At 66.0% G+C, this 12,872-nt stretch carries 15 protein-coding genes and 1 pseudogene; 9 read left to right on the top strand and 7 right to left on the bottom strand.

What is annotated here, in order from left to right:
* Nucleotides 1–41: 41 nt before the first annotated feature.
* On the bottom strand, nucleotides 42–962 hold the full coding sequence (locus tag D8676_RS18875) for a CHAD domain-containing protein (protein WP_121582653.1): 921 nt from the start codon (nucleotides 960–962) through the stop codon (nucleotides 42–44).
* The gene (locus D8676_RS18870) at nucleotides 959–1,432 is read right to left on the bottom strand and encodes a CYTH domain-containing protein (protein ID WP_121582652.1); all 474 of its coding nucleotides are present in this window, start codon (nucleotides 1,430–1,432) and stop codon (nucleotides 959–961) included. Before D8676_RS18870 ends, D8676_RS18875 begins: the two co-directional genes overlap by 4 nt.
* A gap of 195 nt (nucleotides 1,433–1,627) precedes the next feature.
* Here D8676_RS18870 and D8676_RS18865 point away from each other — a divergent pair, with 195 nt between their 5' ends.
* The 5 genes from D8676_RS18865 to D8676_RS18845 all read left to right on the top strand — a co-directional run bounded on the left by D8676_RS18865 (nucleotide 1,628) and on the right by D8676_RS18845 (nucleotide 5,864).
* Nucleotides 1,628–2,320 carry a CerR family C-terminal domain-containing protein gene (locus tag D8676_RS18865; RefSeq protein ID WP_121582651.1) on the top strand — a complete coding sequence of 231 codons (693 nt, stop codon included), beginning with the start codon at nucleotides 1,628–1,630 and terminating at the stop codon, nucleotides 2,318–2,320.
* Nucleotides 2,317–3,261: an HlyD family efflux transporter periplasmic adaptor subunit gene (locus D8676_RS18860; protein ID WP_121582650.1), complete on the top strand. Its 945-nt coding sequence runs from the start codon at nucleotides 2,317–2,319 to the stop codon at nucleotides 3,259–3,261. Before D8676_RS18865 ends, D8676_RS18860 begins: the two co-directional genes overlap by 4 nt.
* Nucleotides 3,262–3,368: 107 nt before the next feature.
* The gene (locus tag D8676_RS18855) at nucleotides 3,369–4,286 is read left to right on the top strand and encodes an ABC transporter ATP-binding protein (protein WP_121582649.1); all 918 of its coding nucleotides are present in this window, start codon (nucleotides 3,369–3,371) and stop codon (nucleotides 4,284–4,286) included.
* Complete coding sequence (locus D8676_RS18850) at nucleotides 4,283–5,419, top strand: ABC transporter permease (RefSeq protein ID WP_121582648.1); 1,137 nt, start codon at nucleotides 4,283–4,285, stop codon at nucleotides 5,417–5,419. Before D8676_RS18855 ends, D8676_RS18850 begins: the two co-directional genes overlap by 4 nt.
* Before the next feature lie 88 nt (nucleotides 5,420–5,507).
* Nucleotides 5,508–5,864, top strand: coding sequence for a hypothetical protein (locus D8676_RS18845; protein ID WP_121582647.1), 357 nt, complete (start codon nucleotides 5,508–5,510; stop codon nucleotides 5,862–5,864).
* Between the two features lie 60 nt (nucleotides 5,865–5,924).
* Here D8676_RS18845 and D8676_RS18840 read toward each other — a convergent pair whose 3' ends face one another.
* Entirely contained in the window at nucleotides 5,925–6,275 is a 351-nt protein-coding gene (locus D8676_RS18840; protein ID WP_121582646.1) for a hypothetical protein, read from the bottom strand.
* Nucleotides 6,276–6,443: 168 nt separating this feature from the next.
* On the opposite strand from D8676_RS18840, the gene mbfA reads away from it, so the two are divergent.
* Entirely contained in the window at nucleotides 6,444–7,427 is a 984-nt protein-coding gene (gene mbfA, locus D8676_RS18835) for an iron exporter MbfA (RefSeq protein ID WP_121582645.1), read from the top strand.
* Nucleotides 7,428–7,510: 83 nt separating this feature from the next.
* On the opposite strand, the gene D8676_RS18830 is transcribed toward mbfA, so the two are convergent.
* Nucleotides 7,511–8,017: a ferritin-like domain-containing protein gene (locus D8676_RS18830; protein WP_121582644.1), complete on the bottom strand. Its 507-nt coding sequence runs from the start codon at nucleotides 8,015–8,017 to the stop codon at nucleotides 7,511–7,513.
* A gap of 394 nt (nucleotides 8,018–8,411) precedes the next feature.
* On the opposite strand from D8676_RS18830, the gene D8676_RS27400 reads away from it, so the two are divergent.
* Nucleotides 8,412–8,555, top strand: a complete 144-nt coding sequence (locus D8676_RS27400) for a hypothetical protein (RefSeq protein ID WP_183097159.1) — start codon at nucleotides 8,412–8,414, stop codon at nucleotides 8,553–8,555.
* Nucleotides 8,556–8,594: 39 nt separating this feature from the next.
* On the opposite strand, the gene D8676_RS18825 is transcribed toward D8676_RS27400, so the two are convergent.
* From D8676_RS18825 to D8676_RS18815, 3 genes are all read right to left on the bottom strand, one after another.
* Nucleotides 8,595–8,972, bottom strand: coding sequence for a DUF1850 domain-containing protein (locus D8676_RS18825; protein ID WP_121582643.1), 378 nt, complete (start codon nucleotides 8,970–8,972; stop codon nucleotides 8,595–8,597).
* Nucleotides 8,969–11,074, bottom strand: a complete 2,106-nt coding sequence (locus D8676_RS18820) for a TRAP transporter permease (protein WP_121582642.1) — start codon at nucleotides 11,072–11,074, stop codon at nucleotides 8,969–8,971. Before D8676_RS18820 ends, D8676_RS18825 begins: the two co-directional genes overlap by 4 nt.
* 93 nt (nucleotides 11,075–11,167) lie before the next feature.
* Entirely contained in the window at nucleotides 11,168–12,121 is a 954-nt protein-coding gene (locus D8676_RS18815) for a TAXI family TRAP transporter solute-binding subunit (protein WP_121582641.1), read from the bottom strand.
* Between the two features lie 222 nt (nucleotides 12,122–12,343).
* Here D8676_RS18815 and D8676_RS18810 point away from each other — a divergent pair, with 222 nt between their 5' ends.
* Both D8676_RS18810 and D8676_RS27710 read left to right on the top strand, forming a co-directional pair.
* Nucleotides 12,344–12,694, top strand: coding sequence for a YciI family protein (locus D8676_RS18810; protein WP_121582822.1), 351 nt, complete (start codon nucleotides 12,344–12,346; stop codon nucleotides 12,692–12,694).
* Between the two features lie 3 nt (nucleotides 12,695–12,697).
* Nucleotides 12,698–12,872: pseudogene (locus D8676_RS27710) on the top strand (RNA polymerase subunit sigma-70); the annotation flags it as partial.

The raw sequence follows: 12,872 nt of genomic DNA, 5'->3' as shown, positions 1-12,872 counted from the left end.
GCCGTAACACGCCCCGGTTGCGGATTGCCACATGGCCGGCGCTATGCCGCCGGATGCGGCTCGGCGAACTCGCGCCGGATCTTGCGCGCGGCCTTCTTCGCCGCCCGTTTCGGGCTGTCGCGGAAAAGCTTCGATGCCTCGGCCAGGCTGGCTTTCCTGAGCTGGCGCTCGGAGCGTTTGCAGAGCCGGGCGAGCAGCTGCGTTTCGGTGAGGGCGCCGAGCGGGTGCTCCTTGTCCTTCAGCAGCGCGCGCATGACGAATATGTCGTGCAGCTCGCCGAGCCTTTCAGCGAGCGCGTCGACGGCCTTTCGCCTGGCCTTGACCGGCGACGGCCACAGCTTCTTCAACAGGGACAGGTGCTTGGAATGCGCCTTGAGCGCCTTGCGCAGTTCATGGAAGTCTTCTGGCGCGCCGCGCGCCTTGGCGCTGGCAAGGCTTTTGCTGGCTCGGTGCATGGTCTTGCCCATGCCCTCGGCAAGGATGTCCGCCGCGCCCTGGGGTTCGTCGGGCAGCCGGAGCTTGCGGATTTGCCGCAGGCCGGTCTTGCAGGAGGCGACGGCTGCATCGATGGCGGGGCCGGCGTCCTTGCCGACGATGTCGTCGCGATGCGCGACGAGCCTGTCGCGCACGGGATCGAGGTCGCCGCCGGCGGCTTCGTCAGGAAAAGCCTTGCCCAGCCGATCCACCGTCTCGACGAGGGCGGCGGCTTCGCGCGGGCCGGCGAGCCCCGCCGCTACGTCGCGGTAGCGCGCATTCTCGGCCCGGAAGAAGGCTTCGTCGCCGGAGCGGACAAGCCGGAACAGCGCTCGCAGGCTCTTCAGCCGCTTGCGGCATTCGTGCAGGGCCTCGTCGGGATTTTCGCGCGCCGCCGCGAGCTGCTGGAGCGCGCCGTCGATTTCCGCTGCGGCGATGCGCCGAACCTCGGTCGTCAGCGGCAGGTGCGGATCGATCAGGAAGCTCATGCCGCGAACTCCGGAAGTTCTCCGAGGGCCAGCGATGCGTTGTAGTACCTGTTGTCCTGCGTGACCTCGCGGCCGAGCCATGACGGCAGCTTCTCCACCGGCACGATATCAGGCGTCTCGAGCTCGGCGATCACCAGGCCTGCAAGTCCGCCCTCGAACACATCGATCTCGTAGAGATAGCCCTCATGGCGGACGTGATGGCGCGTCTTCTTGATGATGCGACCGATCGCGAAGGCCTGCATCTCCTCCGCCTCCGCCAGCGGGACGGGGTACTCGAACTCTTCGCGTCCGCGGTCCCGTGCAGGAAACTTGAGCGTGAGCATCGCCGCCCTGCCGTCACTGATGCGGATGCGGACCGTGCGCTCGACGGCCGCAACCAGGTAGAACTGGCGGATGCGGATCTCCGCCTCCACGAAATCCCGCCAGGCGGGACTGGAAACCAGAAACTTCCGTTCGATTTCCTTCGCCATTGACCAAGTCCCAAAGAAGCGACAATAGCAAAAAGCGACGGAGCTTGGAGCGCCACCCCTCGTCCGCTTTCGTACCCGCATCACTCAGCGCAAGTCGCCATTATTTCATATCCTGCGCGCTGTTTCGCGTCTTTGATACGCGTCAAGATTTGCGATCTGACCTTTACTTTAATCATTCGATTGATTAAATAAGCGATGGCCAAAAAACCTGAAAATGTCCTCTCCACGAGCCGTGCTCATCCCTCGCCCGCCGACCAGACCCGCGCCGCCCTCATCCGCGTCGCGCTGAAACTGTTCGGCCGCCAGGGTTTCGAGGGCACGTCGACCCGGGAGATCGCGGCTCTCGCGAAAGCCAATATCGGCTCGATCGCCTATCATTTCGGCGGCAAGGAAGGTCTCAGGGCGGCCTGCGCCAACCATATCGTCGAGACGATCGGCGGCGTTGCCGGCGCCGCCATGGCGGAGACGGCCGGCGACGTCCAGGGCGAAGATGCGGCGCGGGCGCGGCTGAACACCGTGCTGGAAGCCATGGTCGGCTTCATCGTGGCCCGGCCCGAGGCCGGCGAGTTCGTGCAGTTCGTGCTGCGCGAACTGTCCCAGCCGAGCGAGGCGCTCGACATCATCTATGACGGCGTGTTCGAGCCGGTCCACCGGAGTCTCTGCAGGATCTGGGCGGAGGCAAGCGGCGAGGACGCCGAAAGCGAACGCACCAGGATCACCATCTTCACGCTGATCGGACAGGTCGTCTATTTCCGCATCGCGCAAGCCGCCGTCATGCGGCGCATGGACTGGGACAAGGTCGGGCCGGCCGAGGCGACGGACATAATCGCGGTGGTCAGAAGCAACATCGATGCGATCCTCTCCGCGCGGAAGGAGGCAAAGCCATGAGCATCCTTTGCTCGATCCCCTTCGCCGCCGCTTTGTTCTCCGCATGTGCCGGGCCGGCGCCGCTCGCCGTGGGTTATGTCGAGGGCGACTTCGTGCTGCTCGCCCCGATCGAGGTTGCGCAGGTGCAGTCGATCTCGGTGAAGCGCGGCGACCGCGTCGAGGAAGGCGCAGTGGTTGCCGAAATGGAGACGGACGACGCCAGGATCGCGGTCGCGCAGGCCGAAGCGGCGCTGGCACAGGCGCAGGCGCAGCTTGCCAATCTGCTCGTCGGCAAGCGGCAGGAGGAAATCGACGTGCTGGAGGCCATGGTGCGCTCGGCCAAGGCGGAAGCCGAGGAGAGGCGGCGCACCCTGGCGCGCGTCACCGACCTGCTCAAGCGGGGCACCGCGGCCCAGGCGACGTTCGATGCGGCGAAGACGGCGGTCGAGGTGGCCGAGGCGCAGATCAACCAGGCCGAGGCCAATCTTGCGGTAGGAAAACTGGCGGCGCGCGCCGAGGAGATCAAGGCGGCCGAGAACCAGGTGAAGCAGGCCGAGACCGCGCTCGAGCAGGCGCGCTGGCGGCTGACCAAGCGCTCGCTGACGGCCCCGGCGGCGGGACGCGTCGACGACGTGATCCGCAATCCGGGCGACGTCGCCGGCCCCTCCGCGCCGGTCGTCTCCATGCTGCCGGACGGCGCGGTGAAGCTCTCCCTCTACGTGCCCGAAGCGTCGTTCTCGAAGCTCGAGGTCGGCAAGCTGCTGAAGGTGCGCTGCGACGGTTGCCCGGACGGGCTCGAGGCGCGCATCAGCTACATCTCGCCCGATCCGGAGTTCACGCCTCCGGTCATCTACTCGCTCGAGACCAGGCAGAAGCTCGTCTACCTCATCGAGGCAAGGCCGGTCGACGCGACCTCGCGGCTGCAGCCGGGGCAGATCGTGGATGTGGAGTTAGGGGAGTAGGGGAATAAGTGAGTAGGTGAGTAAGGAAACAGGGCGGCCGACTGCACGGGCTTCTTTCCCCTACTAACCTATTCCCTTACTCACCTCCCTCCCTGCCGGAGGCAGTCATGAACGCCATCGACGTCAGGAACCTGGTGAAGCGCTTCGGCGACAAGACCGTCGTCGACCACGTCACCATGACGGTCGCCGAGGGCGAGATCGTCGGCTTCCTCGGCCCCAACGGCTCCGGCAAGACCACAACCATCCGCATCATGTGCGGGCTGCTGACCCCTGACGAGGGGGAGGGCGAGGTGCTCGGCCACGACCTCAGGACGGAGAGCCTGAAGATCAAGCGCGAGGTCGGCTACATGACCCAGAAATTCTCGTTCTACGAGGATCTCACCATCGCCGAGAACCTCGAATTCGTCGCCCGGCTCTATCAGCTGAAGCCGGTCGCCGAACATGTCGACCGCACGCTGGAGGACCTCGGTCTCGCGAGCCGCCGGAACCAGCTCGCCGGCACGCTTTCGGGCGGCTGGAAGCAGCGCCTCGCGCTCGCCGCCTGCATCATGCACAAGCCGAAGCTTCTGCTGCTCGACGAGCCGACCGCCGGCGTCGACCCGAAGGCACGGCGCGAGTTCTGGGACGAGATCCACCGGCTGGCGCAGGACGGGCTGACCGTGCTCGTCTCGACCCACTACATGGACGAGGCCGAGCGCTGCCACCGCATCAGCTACATCTCCTACGGCAGGATGCTTGCCACCGGCACTGTCGACGAGGTGGTGAAGAACGCCGGGTTGACGACCTTCGTCATCGAAGGTCCGCGGCTCGACCAGATCGCCAGGGCGCTCGAAGGCCGTCCAGGCGTCGAGCAGGTCGCCCCCTTCGGCACGACGCTGCACGTCGTCGGATCGGACAAGGCGCTTCTCGAAAGCGCGCTCGACGACATTCGCGGCCGGGAAGGCATTGCGGTCAGGCCCGGCGAGACCAGCCTCGAGGACGTCTTCATCCAGTTCATGGCGAAGTCCAGGGACAACATGGCATGAACACGATCTTCTCCTTCGCCCGGCTGGGCGCGCTGCTGATGAAGGAGTTCATCCAGATGCGGCGCGACCGCATCACCTTCGCCATGATGCTCGGCGTGCCGCTGATGCAGCTCGTGCTGTTTGGTTATGCGATCAACAACGACCCTAAGAGCCTGCCGGCCGCGCTGGTCGCAACCAGCAACGACCACTATACGCGCGCCATGGTCTCCGCATTGCAGATGACCGGCTACTATCGTTTCGACCACATCGTGCAGACCGCGGCCGAGGCCGAGGCGCTGATGGCGAACGGTACGGTCTCCTTCCTTGTGACCATACCGGCCGACTTCGCCCGCCGCGTCGAGAGCGGCGACAATCCGCAGATCCTGATCGAGGCCGACGCCACCGACCCGGCGGTCGCGAGCGGCGCCATTTCCACGCTCGGCACCGTGGCGCAGACGGCCCTGCTGCGCGAGCAGGGCAGGCAGGCGGAAGCGGCGGAACGCGCGAGCACACAGCTCGAAGTGGTCGTCCACAGACGCTACAATCCCGAAGGCATATCCCAATACAACATCGTGCCTGGCCTGCTCGGCGTCATCCTGCAGATGACAATGGTGATGATGACCTCGATCGCGCTGACCCGCGAGACCGAGCGCGGCACGATGGAGAACCTGCTCGCCATGCCGGCCTCGCCGGTCGAGATCATGCTCGGCAAGGTGCTGCCCTATCTGGTCGTAGGCGCCGTGCAGGTCGCGGTCGTGCTGATTGCCGCGAAGCTCCTGTTTTCGATCCCCTTCCAGGGCTCGCTGACGCTGCTTCTGTCGGCGATCCTCATCTTCGTGCTGGCGCTGGTGCTGCTCGGCTACACGATCTCGACCATCGCCCGCACGCAGATGCAGGCGCTGCAGCTTACCTTCTTCTTCTTCCTGCCGTCGCTCCTGCTGTCGGGCTTCATGTTCCCCTATCGCGGCATGCCCGGCTGGGCGCAGGTCTTCGGCGAGATATTCCCGCTCACGCATTTCCTGCGCGTCACCCGCGCGGTCATGCTGAAGGGCGCCGATTTCGATGCGATCGCGCTGGAGGTCGCGGCGCTCTGCTTCTTCGTCGTGCTGTTCGCGGGACTGGCGCTGTTTCGCTTCCGGCGTACGCTCGACTGAGCGTTACCTTCTGCAAGCTTATTTGATGCAACCCTAATATGGGTGCACCGTTTCGCTGCGATGAAGCCAAACGGGAGCTTTTGGAGACATGCGAAATATTCTGATCGGCTGCGCCCTGCTCGCCGGAGCGGGCATGGCTATGCCCATGCAGGTATCGGCGCAGGACCTGGAGTTCGGGATCGGCCGCGACGGATTGCGGATAGAGCGCGACTGCAACCCGCGCTACGAGGACTGCTACCGGGATGACCGCAGGCGCGACTACTACGACGACCGTCCGCGCTGTTCGGCGGGGCGCGCGCTGAGGAAAGCCGAGCGCATGGGCATTCGCCACGCCCGCGTCGCCGATGTCGGCAGGCGCACTATCGATGTGTTCGGGCGCGATCGCTATGGCGATCGCATCTACATCACCTTTGGCCGTCAGCCGAGTTGCCCCGTGCTCAGCTGACGAAAACGCCCGGTGCATCCTGCGCCGGGCGCTTTTTTGATCTCGCACCGCGAGCCACATTCAGCCCATGAGCGACCGCACCCGCTTCTCGCCGCCGGCGTTGCGCCATGCGTTGAAGCGATGCGTCGCGGCGGCGAAGGAGATCTTCATCGCGCGGGCGACCGAGTAGCGGCTCGCACCCTCGTCGAACATCCGGTAGCAGCATTCGACACCGTCCTTCGACAGCTTGCCGTCGGCCATCTTGTTGGCGGGATTGGCCGGGTCGTATTTCGGTGCGGCCTGCTCGACCAGGCCTTTGAGACGGTCGAGATCGGCCTGGATGCCGGCGATGAGGTCGAGGATCGGCTGCGGATCGAAGGAGTCGGCATGCGGATCGGCCGGATGGCCGGCGACGGGCTTCTGCTGCTTCACGGGCGGCTCTCCTATAAGCGAACGTTAACCTATATAGTGTGGAGTCCGGCTATAAAAAGAGGGCGTCCTCCGGGAAGCGTTATCGCCGCTTCGGATAGCAGGACGCCCATTGCACCGGCACGACGAACGCTCTAGTTTAGAACAATTCTAAACTAGAGCCAGAATCTCATGCTTTCACGTGTCTTCGGTTTCGGACGCCGCCCCTTCGATTCGCTCGACGAGCAGGAGATTCTCGCGCTCGCCATTTCCTCCGAGGAGGATGACGGCCGCATATACCGTGCCTATGCCGACGGCCTGCGCGACGACTTTCCCGCTTCCGCCGCGGTTTTCGACGGCATGGCCGACGAGGAGGACAGGCATCGCGCCGCGCTGATCGAAATGCACCGGCAGCGCTTCGGCGAGCGCATCCCCCTTATCCGCCGCGAGCATGTCAAAGGTTATTACGAACGCCGGCCGGACTGGCTGGTCCGTCCGCTCGGCATCGAGAAGGTGCGCCTGCAGGCCGAGGAGATGGAAGATCAGGCGCATCGCTTCTACCTCGAGGCCGCGAAGCGTACGGAGGACGCCTCGACCCGAAAGCTGCTCGGCGATCTCGCGGCGGCGGAGAAGGGCCATGAATCTTTGGCGCGCCGGCTCGGCCTGGAACATGTGCCGGAGGACGTGAAGGCCGAGGAGGGCGTCGCCGAGCGGCGGCAGTTCATCCTGACCTATGTGCAGCCGGGGCTGGCCGGCCTGATGGACGGCTCGGTGTCGACGCTGGCGCCGATCTTCGCCGCAGCCTTCGCCACCGGCGACACCTGGCAGACCTTCCTCGTCGGCCTGTCCGCTTCGGTCGGCGCCGGCATCTCGATGGGCTTCACCGAGGCCGCCCATGACGACGGCAAGCTGTCGGGCCGCGGTTCGCCGGTGAAGCGCGGCCTCGCCTCCGGCATCATGACGGCGATCGGCGGGCTGGGCCATGCGCTGCCCTATCTGATCCCGCATTTCTGGACGGCCACCGCGATCGCCATCGCCGTCGTCTTCGTCGAGCTCTGGGCGATCGCCTTCATCCAGAACCGCTACATGGAAACCCCCTTCTTCCGCGCCGTGCTGCAGGTGGTGCTGGGCGGCAGCCTCGTGCTGGCGGCGGGCGTGCTGATCGGCAATGCGTAATCGTCCATAGCGCCGAGCGAAAGGGCCGCACCTCTCGGCGCGGCCCTTTCGGTGGCGCGATCGGATCGTGCCGTTGCGATCCGCTATTCGGCGGCCTGCATGTTGACCTTGCTCTCGCCGAGCTGCGATAGCTTCTTGTCGGTCGCTTCTTCTTCCTTGAGGTTCTTGGCGAGCACGGCGGCGCAGTCGCTGCGGCCGAGCTGCTTGGCCCAGGCCATCAGCGTGCCGTAGCGGGTGATCTCATAATGCTCGACGGCTTGCGCCGAGGCGATCAGCGCCGCGTCCAGCACCTGCTTGTCGTCGATGTCGCCGGCAATCTCGTCGGCTTCCTCCAGAATGCCGTCGATGGCCGGGCAGTTGACCGCCTTGGCCTTGACGCCGTGCATCTCGAAGACTTGCTCGACGCGTTCGACATGGCCTTTGGTCTCCTGAAGATGCTTCTCGAAGCCAGCCTTCAGCTCGGGGCTGGTCGCCTTGTCGACCATCTTCGGCAGCGCCTTCTCGATCTGCTTCTCGGCGTAATAGATGTCGCGCAGCGTGTGCACGAAGAGGTCGTCCAGCGTCTTGATGTCCTTGGAAAAGAAACCCATGGCTTTTGCCCTTCCTGTTTCTTGGTGTTGTTGGAAAAGCGCCGGAGCCGATCGTCCCTCATGCGAACGATGCCGGCGTGCCGGACACCGTCCGGCTCGGGACCAACGTGCCGCGCGCGAGCACGTTCCGGCAGGCAAGGAAATTCATCGCCGAGACAATGTGGAAACCGGAAATCACCCGGACGGCATCGGCGCGAAACAGCTGTGTCGGAAAAAGCACATGCCGGAGAAGTTTCCGGCCGGTCGCGGAAAGACCCGGACTCAGCCGTGATTCGGCCACGGTCGAGGTCGATCCAGGGCCGAAGATTAATATCGCGTTCACCGAAGATTCACGACTGAACGCTAAAAGTGTCCGTAAATCGGAAGGGACATCCGAGGGACAGGGACTGGTACGATGAACGTCTGGAATCACATCACGCATTTTGCGTTCGCGCTGCGCGAATTCGTTGCACCGACCTACCGCCCCGAGCGCCACTACATGCGCGGCCCCGGCCCGGCCTGCGCACGCCGTCTCGGCACGCCCGCAGCCTTCCACTGATCCGTTCACGGCGATGCGGCGGCAATGCCCGCCGTTCGCCTACCGGGTCTTGTCCGCCGCCTCGCACACGGAAAGCTCGACCGCCGCGCCTGCATCGGCCCCCAGCTCCAGGCAAGTCCCCTCCGCGCAGAGCCGCCACCCCGCGCCGGTTGCTCCCGATGCGGCAAGCATGACGACAGGACGCGGACTCAGCTTCGGCGGGTAGCTCCACCATCCATCCTTCAGGACGGCGCTCTCCGGCGGCTCCATCCCGGCGCCCGATCCCTTGACGCGCGCCTCGACGATTTCGAGGCCGGCCGGGGTCACGCGCCAGTCCTCCTCCCAGCGCGTCTTCTCGATGGAATGGCTCCACGACAGGGTGAAGGCTGACACGGCGAGCACAGTCATCTTGCCGGCGGCGAGGATGCAGAGGCTCATTGCAGCGCGGGGATGCCCCGCGCCCGCCACCAGTGCCATCCGATCCACGAGGCGGCGAGCGCCCAGCCGATCTCGTCGGTCAGCGGCAGGGCAAGCACCAGGAGCACGCCGGCGGCGAAGGCGACGATCCGCTCCCAGACGGCGAGGCGGGTGAAAAGGAAGCCGACCACCGCCGCGCCCCACAGCGCGATGCCGAGGCAGGCCTTGGCGACGATGTAGACGACCTCGACAGGGTAGCCGAAGTTTTCGGCGATCGGCCCCGGATCCTGCAGCATGAGCGCTGGCGTGTAGACCGCCATGAACGGCACCACGAAGCCGGCGACCGCGAGCTTGGAGGCCTGGACACCGATCTTCAGCCCGGATTCCTTGGCCATCGGCGCTGCCGCGAAGGCGGCGAGCGCGACCGGCGGGGTGAGGTCGGCCATGATCCCGAAATAGAAGACGAACATGTGGCCGACCAAGAGCGGCACGCCGAGTTCGAGCAGCGCCGGCCCGGCGAGCGAGGAGGTGATGATGTAGTTGGGGATGGTCGGTATGCCCATGCCGAGCACCAGGCATGTGAGCATGGTGAGCACCAGCGACAGGAAGAGGTTGTTCTGGCCGATCGCGATGATCGCACCGATCAGCGTCGAGGCGATGCCGGTCAGCGTCAGCGTGCCGATGACGATGCCGACGATGGCGCAGGCGATGCCGACCGGCAGCGCGTTCTTGGCGCCTTCGGCGAGCGAGTCCAGGCAGATGCGCAGCGTCTCGCGGCCGCCCCGGAAGGCGAGGCAGGCAAGCACCAGCGCCGCCATGACGGCGGCCAGCACGTTGACGCCGAAGCGCATGAAGGCGGCGGCGGCGAGGCCGAGCGCGATCCAGAAGACGACGCGGAAGGCAAATGGGCCGATGAGTGCTGCGAGCGGTGTGCCGAGGATGAGCACGACGGTCAACGCCAGGCCCATCGTGCCGGCGAAGATCGGCGTATAGCCGGCAAAGAGCAAATAGACGAGCGCCGCCAGCGGCAGCACCAGCGGCCAATGCTCCTTGATGGCCGTCCAGGCGCTCGGCAGTTCCTCCTTGCGCATGCCGCCCAGGCCCGCCTTGCCGGCTTCCAGATGGACCTGCCAGAAGCAGGCGCCGAAATAGAGGATGGCCGGGATGATCGCGGCTTTCACCACGTCGGCATAGGGGATGTTCAGCGTCTCGGCCATGATGAAGGCGACCGCCCCCATCACCGGCGGCATGATCTGGCCGCCCATCGACGAGGTCGCCTCGACGCCGCCGGCGAACGCCGCCCGGAAGCCGAAGCGCTTCATCAGCGGGATGGTGAACTGGCCGCTGGCGACGACGTTGGCGACGCCCGAGCCGGAGATGGTGCCCATCAGTGCGGAGGAAAGCACGCAGACCTGCGCAGGGCCGCCGCGCCAGGAGCCGACCAGGCCAAGCGCCACGTCGTTGAACAGCGCGATCATGCCGGCGCGTTCGAGAAAGGCGGCGAAGACGACAAAGATGAAGATGTAGGCGGCCGAGACGTAGACGGGCGTGCCGTAGATGCCTTCGGTGCCGAAGGCGAAATAGTCGATGATCTGCGCAAAATCGTAGCCGCGGTGGATGAGGGGCGGCGGCAGGTAGTTGCCCAGGAAGCAGTAGGCGAGGAAAATGCCGGCGATGATGGCGAGCGGCCAGCCCATCAGGCGGCGCGCGGCCTCGAAGACCAGCACGATCAGCACGGCGCCGATGGTGACGTCGAGCGGCGTCAGGAAGCCGCTGCGATGGAGCAGCGGGGCGTATTCGGCCCACTGATAGACGCCGGTGGCGAAGCCGAGCACACCGAAGGTCCAGAACAGCGCCCGGCCGGCCGTCGACTTCGCTCGCAAGGTCGCCAAAAGGCCGAAGCCGAGCAGCAGCAGGAAGCCGACATGCATGGCCCTGACGACCTGGCTGGGCAGGAACGCGTAGGCGGCGGTGACGAGCTGGAAGGCCGAGAAGGCGACGGCGATGGCGAAGGTCACCCTGCCGCCGAGGCCTTCCCCCCAGCCGGGCGGCAGGCCGTCGACGATCTCGGCTTCGGCGGCTTGTTGCGACGCGGATGATGGAAGCGGGGTCGTGGCGGACAGTGCTCAGCCTCTTTCTTGCGTAGAGTTCTTCATGGACAACCCCCCCGGCGGTTTTGCCGCCGCCCTCCCCTCAAGGAGGAGGGAAAGCCGGGACTACTTCAGGATTCCTGCCTCCTTGTAGTAGCGCGCCGCGCCGGGATGCAGTTCGACCGGCATGCCGTCGAGCGCCTTGGCCGGGTCGATCGCCTTGGCGGCGGCGTGGGCGGCGACGAGCTGCGGCAGGCTCTCGAACAAGAGCTTGGTCATCTGGTAGGCAGTCTCCTCCGGCACGCCGTCATGGGTGATCAAAAAATTGCCGACGGCGGCGGTCTCGACGTCCGCGGCCTGGCCGTCATAGGTGCCGGCCGGGATGGTGACGGGAATGTAGGGCGAGCCGATCTTCTCGACTTCCGCCTTCGGCACGGCCACCACATTGATCGGCACCGAGGTGGCGAGATCGCGGATCGAGGCGACGCCCAAGCCGGCCGACTGCAGCGTAGCGTCGAGCTGGCGGTTTTTGATCAGCTCGACGGATTCGGCGAAGGGCAGGTATTCGACCTTGCCGAGATCCTCGTAGGACATGCCGGCGGCTGCGAAGATGGCGCGCGCATTGAGCTCGGTGCCCGAGGCCGGGGCGCCGACCGACAGGCTCTTGCCCTTGAGGTCGGCGAGCGTCTTGATGCCTGAATCCTGGCTGGCGACGATCTGGATGTAATTGGGATAGATGGCGGCGATGCCGCGCAGTTTGTCGAGCTTGCCGGGGAAGCCGGCCTCCGCGTTGCCCTCGGCGGCGAGCTTTACGGAATCGCCGAGCGAAAAGGCGATCTCGCCCTTGCCCTGCTGCAGGAGGTTGAGGTTCTCGACCGACGCCTTGGTCGCCTGTACCTGGGTGCGCGCACCCTCGATGCCCTTGCCGTAGATGTCGGCCAGCGCGACGCCGAGCGGATAGTAGACGCCGGACGTGCCGCCGGTCAGCACGTTGATGAACTCCTGCGCCTTGGCCGGCACGGCTGCCAGCCCGAGCGCGAAGGCGGCGGCGGCAACGAGGCGGGTTGCGGATCGCGGCATCTGTTCCTCCCTGGATGCGTTGGGAGGGCGAGTTTAGACGCCGGAGCCGATTTGCCAACCCGCCATCCGCTACGACGAACGGCTAAGCGGCCCTTGCGGGGACCACCGGTGCGGGCGGAGAATGCTTTCCATGTTTTTTCGAGCCGCCTGTCGATTTGAGGCAAAGCGGCGCGACTTAGGCGCGGATCGCAAGGACGCGACCGTCAACCCATGGAGATTCCGATGCAGTACATGTTGCTCATCCACACCGACGACACGCCGTTCAGGACCGCCACCGACGAGCAGCGCGCGCAGATGTCGGCTCCCTACGCGGCCTACAACGAGGCGCTGATCAAGGCCGGCGCCATGGTGTCGGGCGAACGGCTGCGGCCGGCGTCGGCCTCGACCACGGTCAAGGTCCGCGACGACAGGACCGAAGTGCTGGACGGGCCTTTCGCCGACACCAAGGAGCAGCTGGCCGGCTTCTACATCGTCGAGGCCGACGACATGGACGGCGCCATAAAATGGGCCGCGCGCTGCCCCGGCGCTGCCCACGGCACGGTCGAGGTGCGGCCGATCTGGCCGATGCGCTGACGCATGGACGGCCGGGCCAACGCGGCGCGCGCGGCGGCGGAGGCCGCCGCCGAGTCCGCGGCGCGCGCGAGCTACGGCAAGCTGGTCGCGTATCTGGCGGCACGCTCGCGCGACGTGGCGGGGGCCGAGGATGCGCTGTCGGAGGCGTTCGCGGCGGCGCTGGCGCAGTGGCCGCGCG

The organism is Mesorhizobium sp. YM1C-6-2, from assembly GCF_003666685.1.
In the GTDB taxonomy this organism is placed as follows: Bacteria; Pseudomonadota; Alphaproteobacteria; order Rhizobiales; family Rhizobiaceae; genus Mesorhizobium_K.
This window is presented reverse-complemented; position numbering and strand designations above follow the sequence as displayed.

Excerpts from the sequence above, each read along its gene's own strand:
- D8676_RS18875 (WP_121582653.1), bottom strand. The coding sequence starts at position 962 with ATGAGCTTCCTGATCGATCCGCACCTGCCGCTGACGACCGAGGTTCGG.
- D8676_RS18870 (WP_121582652.1), bottom strand. The coding sequence starts at position 1,432 with ATGGCGAAGGAAATCGAACGGAAGTTTCTGGTTTCCAGTCCCGCCTGG.
- D8676_RS18865 (WP_121582651.1), top strand. The coding sequence starts at position 1,628 with ATGGCCAAAAAACCTGAAAATGTCCTCTCCACGAGCCGTGCTCATCCC.
- D8676_RS18860 (WP_121582650.1), top strand. The coding sequence starts at position 2,317 with ATGAGCATCCTTTGCTCGATCCCCTTCGCCGCCGCTTTGTTCTCCGCA.
- D8676_RS18855 (WP_121582649.1), top strand. The coding sequence starts at position 3,369 with ATGAACGCCATCGACGTCAGGAACCTGGTGAAGCGCTTCGGCGACAAG.
- D8676_RS18850 (WP_121582648.1), top strand. The coding sequence starts at position 4,283 with ATGAACACGATCTTCTCCTTCGCCCGGCTGGGCGCGCTGCTGATGAAG.
- D8676_RS18845 (WP_121582647.1), top strand. The coding sequence starts at position 5,508 with ATGCGAAATATTCTGATCGGCTGCGCCCTGCTCGCCGGAGCGGGCATG.
- mbfA (WP_121582645.1), top strand. The coding sequence starts at position 6,444 with ATGCTTTCACGTGTCTTCGGTTTCGGACGCCGCCCCTTCGATTCGCTC.
- D8676_RS18830 (WP_121582644.1), bottom strand. The coding sequence starts at position 8,017 with ATGGGTTTCTTTTCCAAGGACATCAAGACGCTGGACGACCTCTTCGTG.
- D8676_RS27400 (WP_183097159.1), top strand. The coding sequence starts at position 8,412 with ATGAACGTCTGGAATCACATCACGCATTTTGCGTTCGCGCTGCGCGAA.
- D8676_RS18825 (WP_121582643.1), bottom strand. The coding sequence starts at position 8,972 with ATGAGCCTCTGCATCCTCGCCGCCGGCAAGATGACTGTGCTCGCCGTG.
- D8676_RS18815 (WP_121582641.1), bottom strand. The coding sequence starts at position 12,121 with ATGCCGCGATCCGCAACCCGCCTCGTTGCCGCCGCCGCCTTCGCGCTC.
- D8676_RS18810 (WP_121582822.1), top strand. The coding sequence starts at position 12,344 with ATGCAGTACATGTTGCTCATCCACACCGACGACACGCCGTTCAGGACC.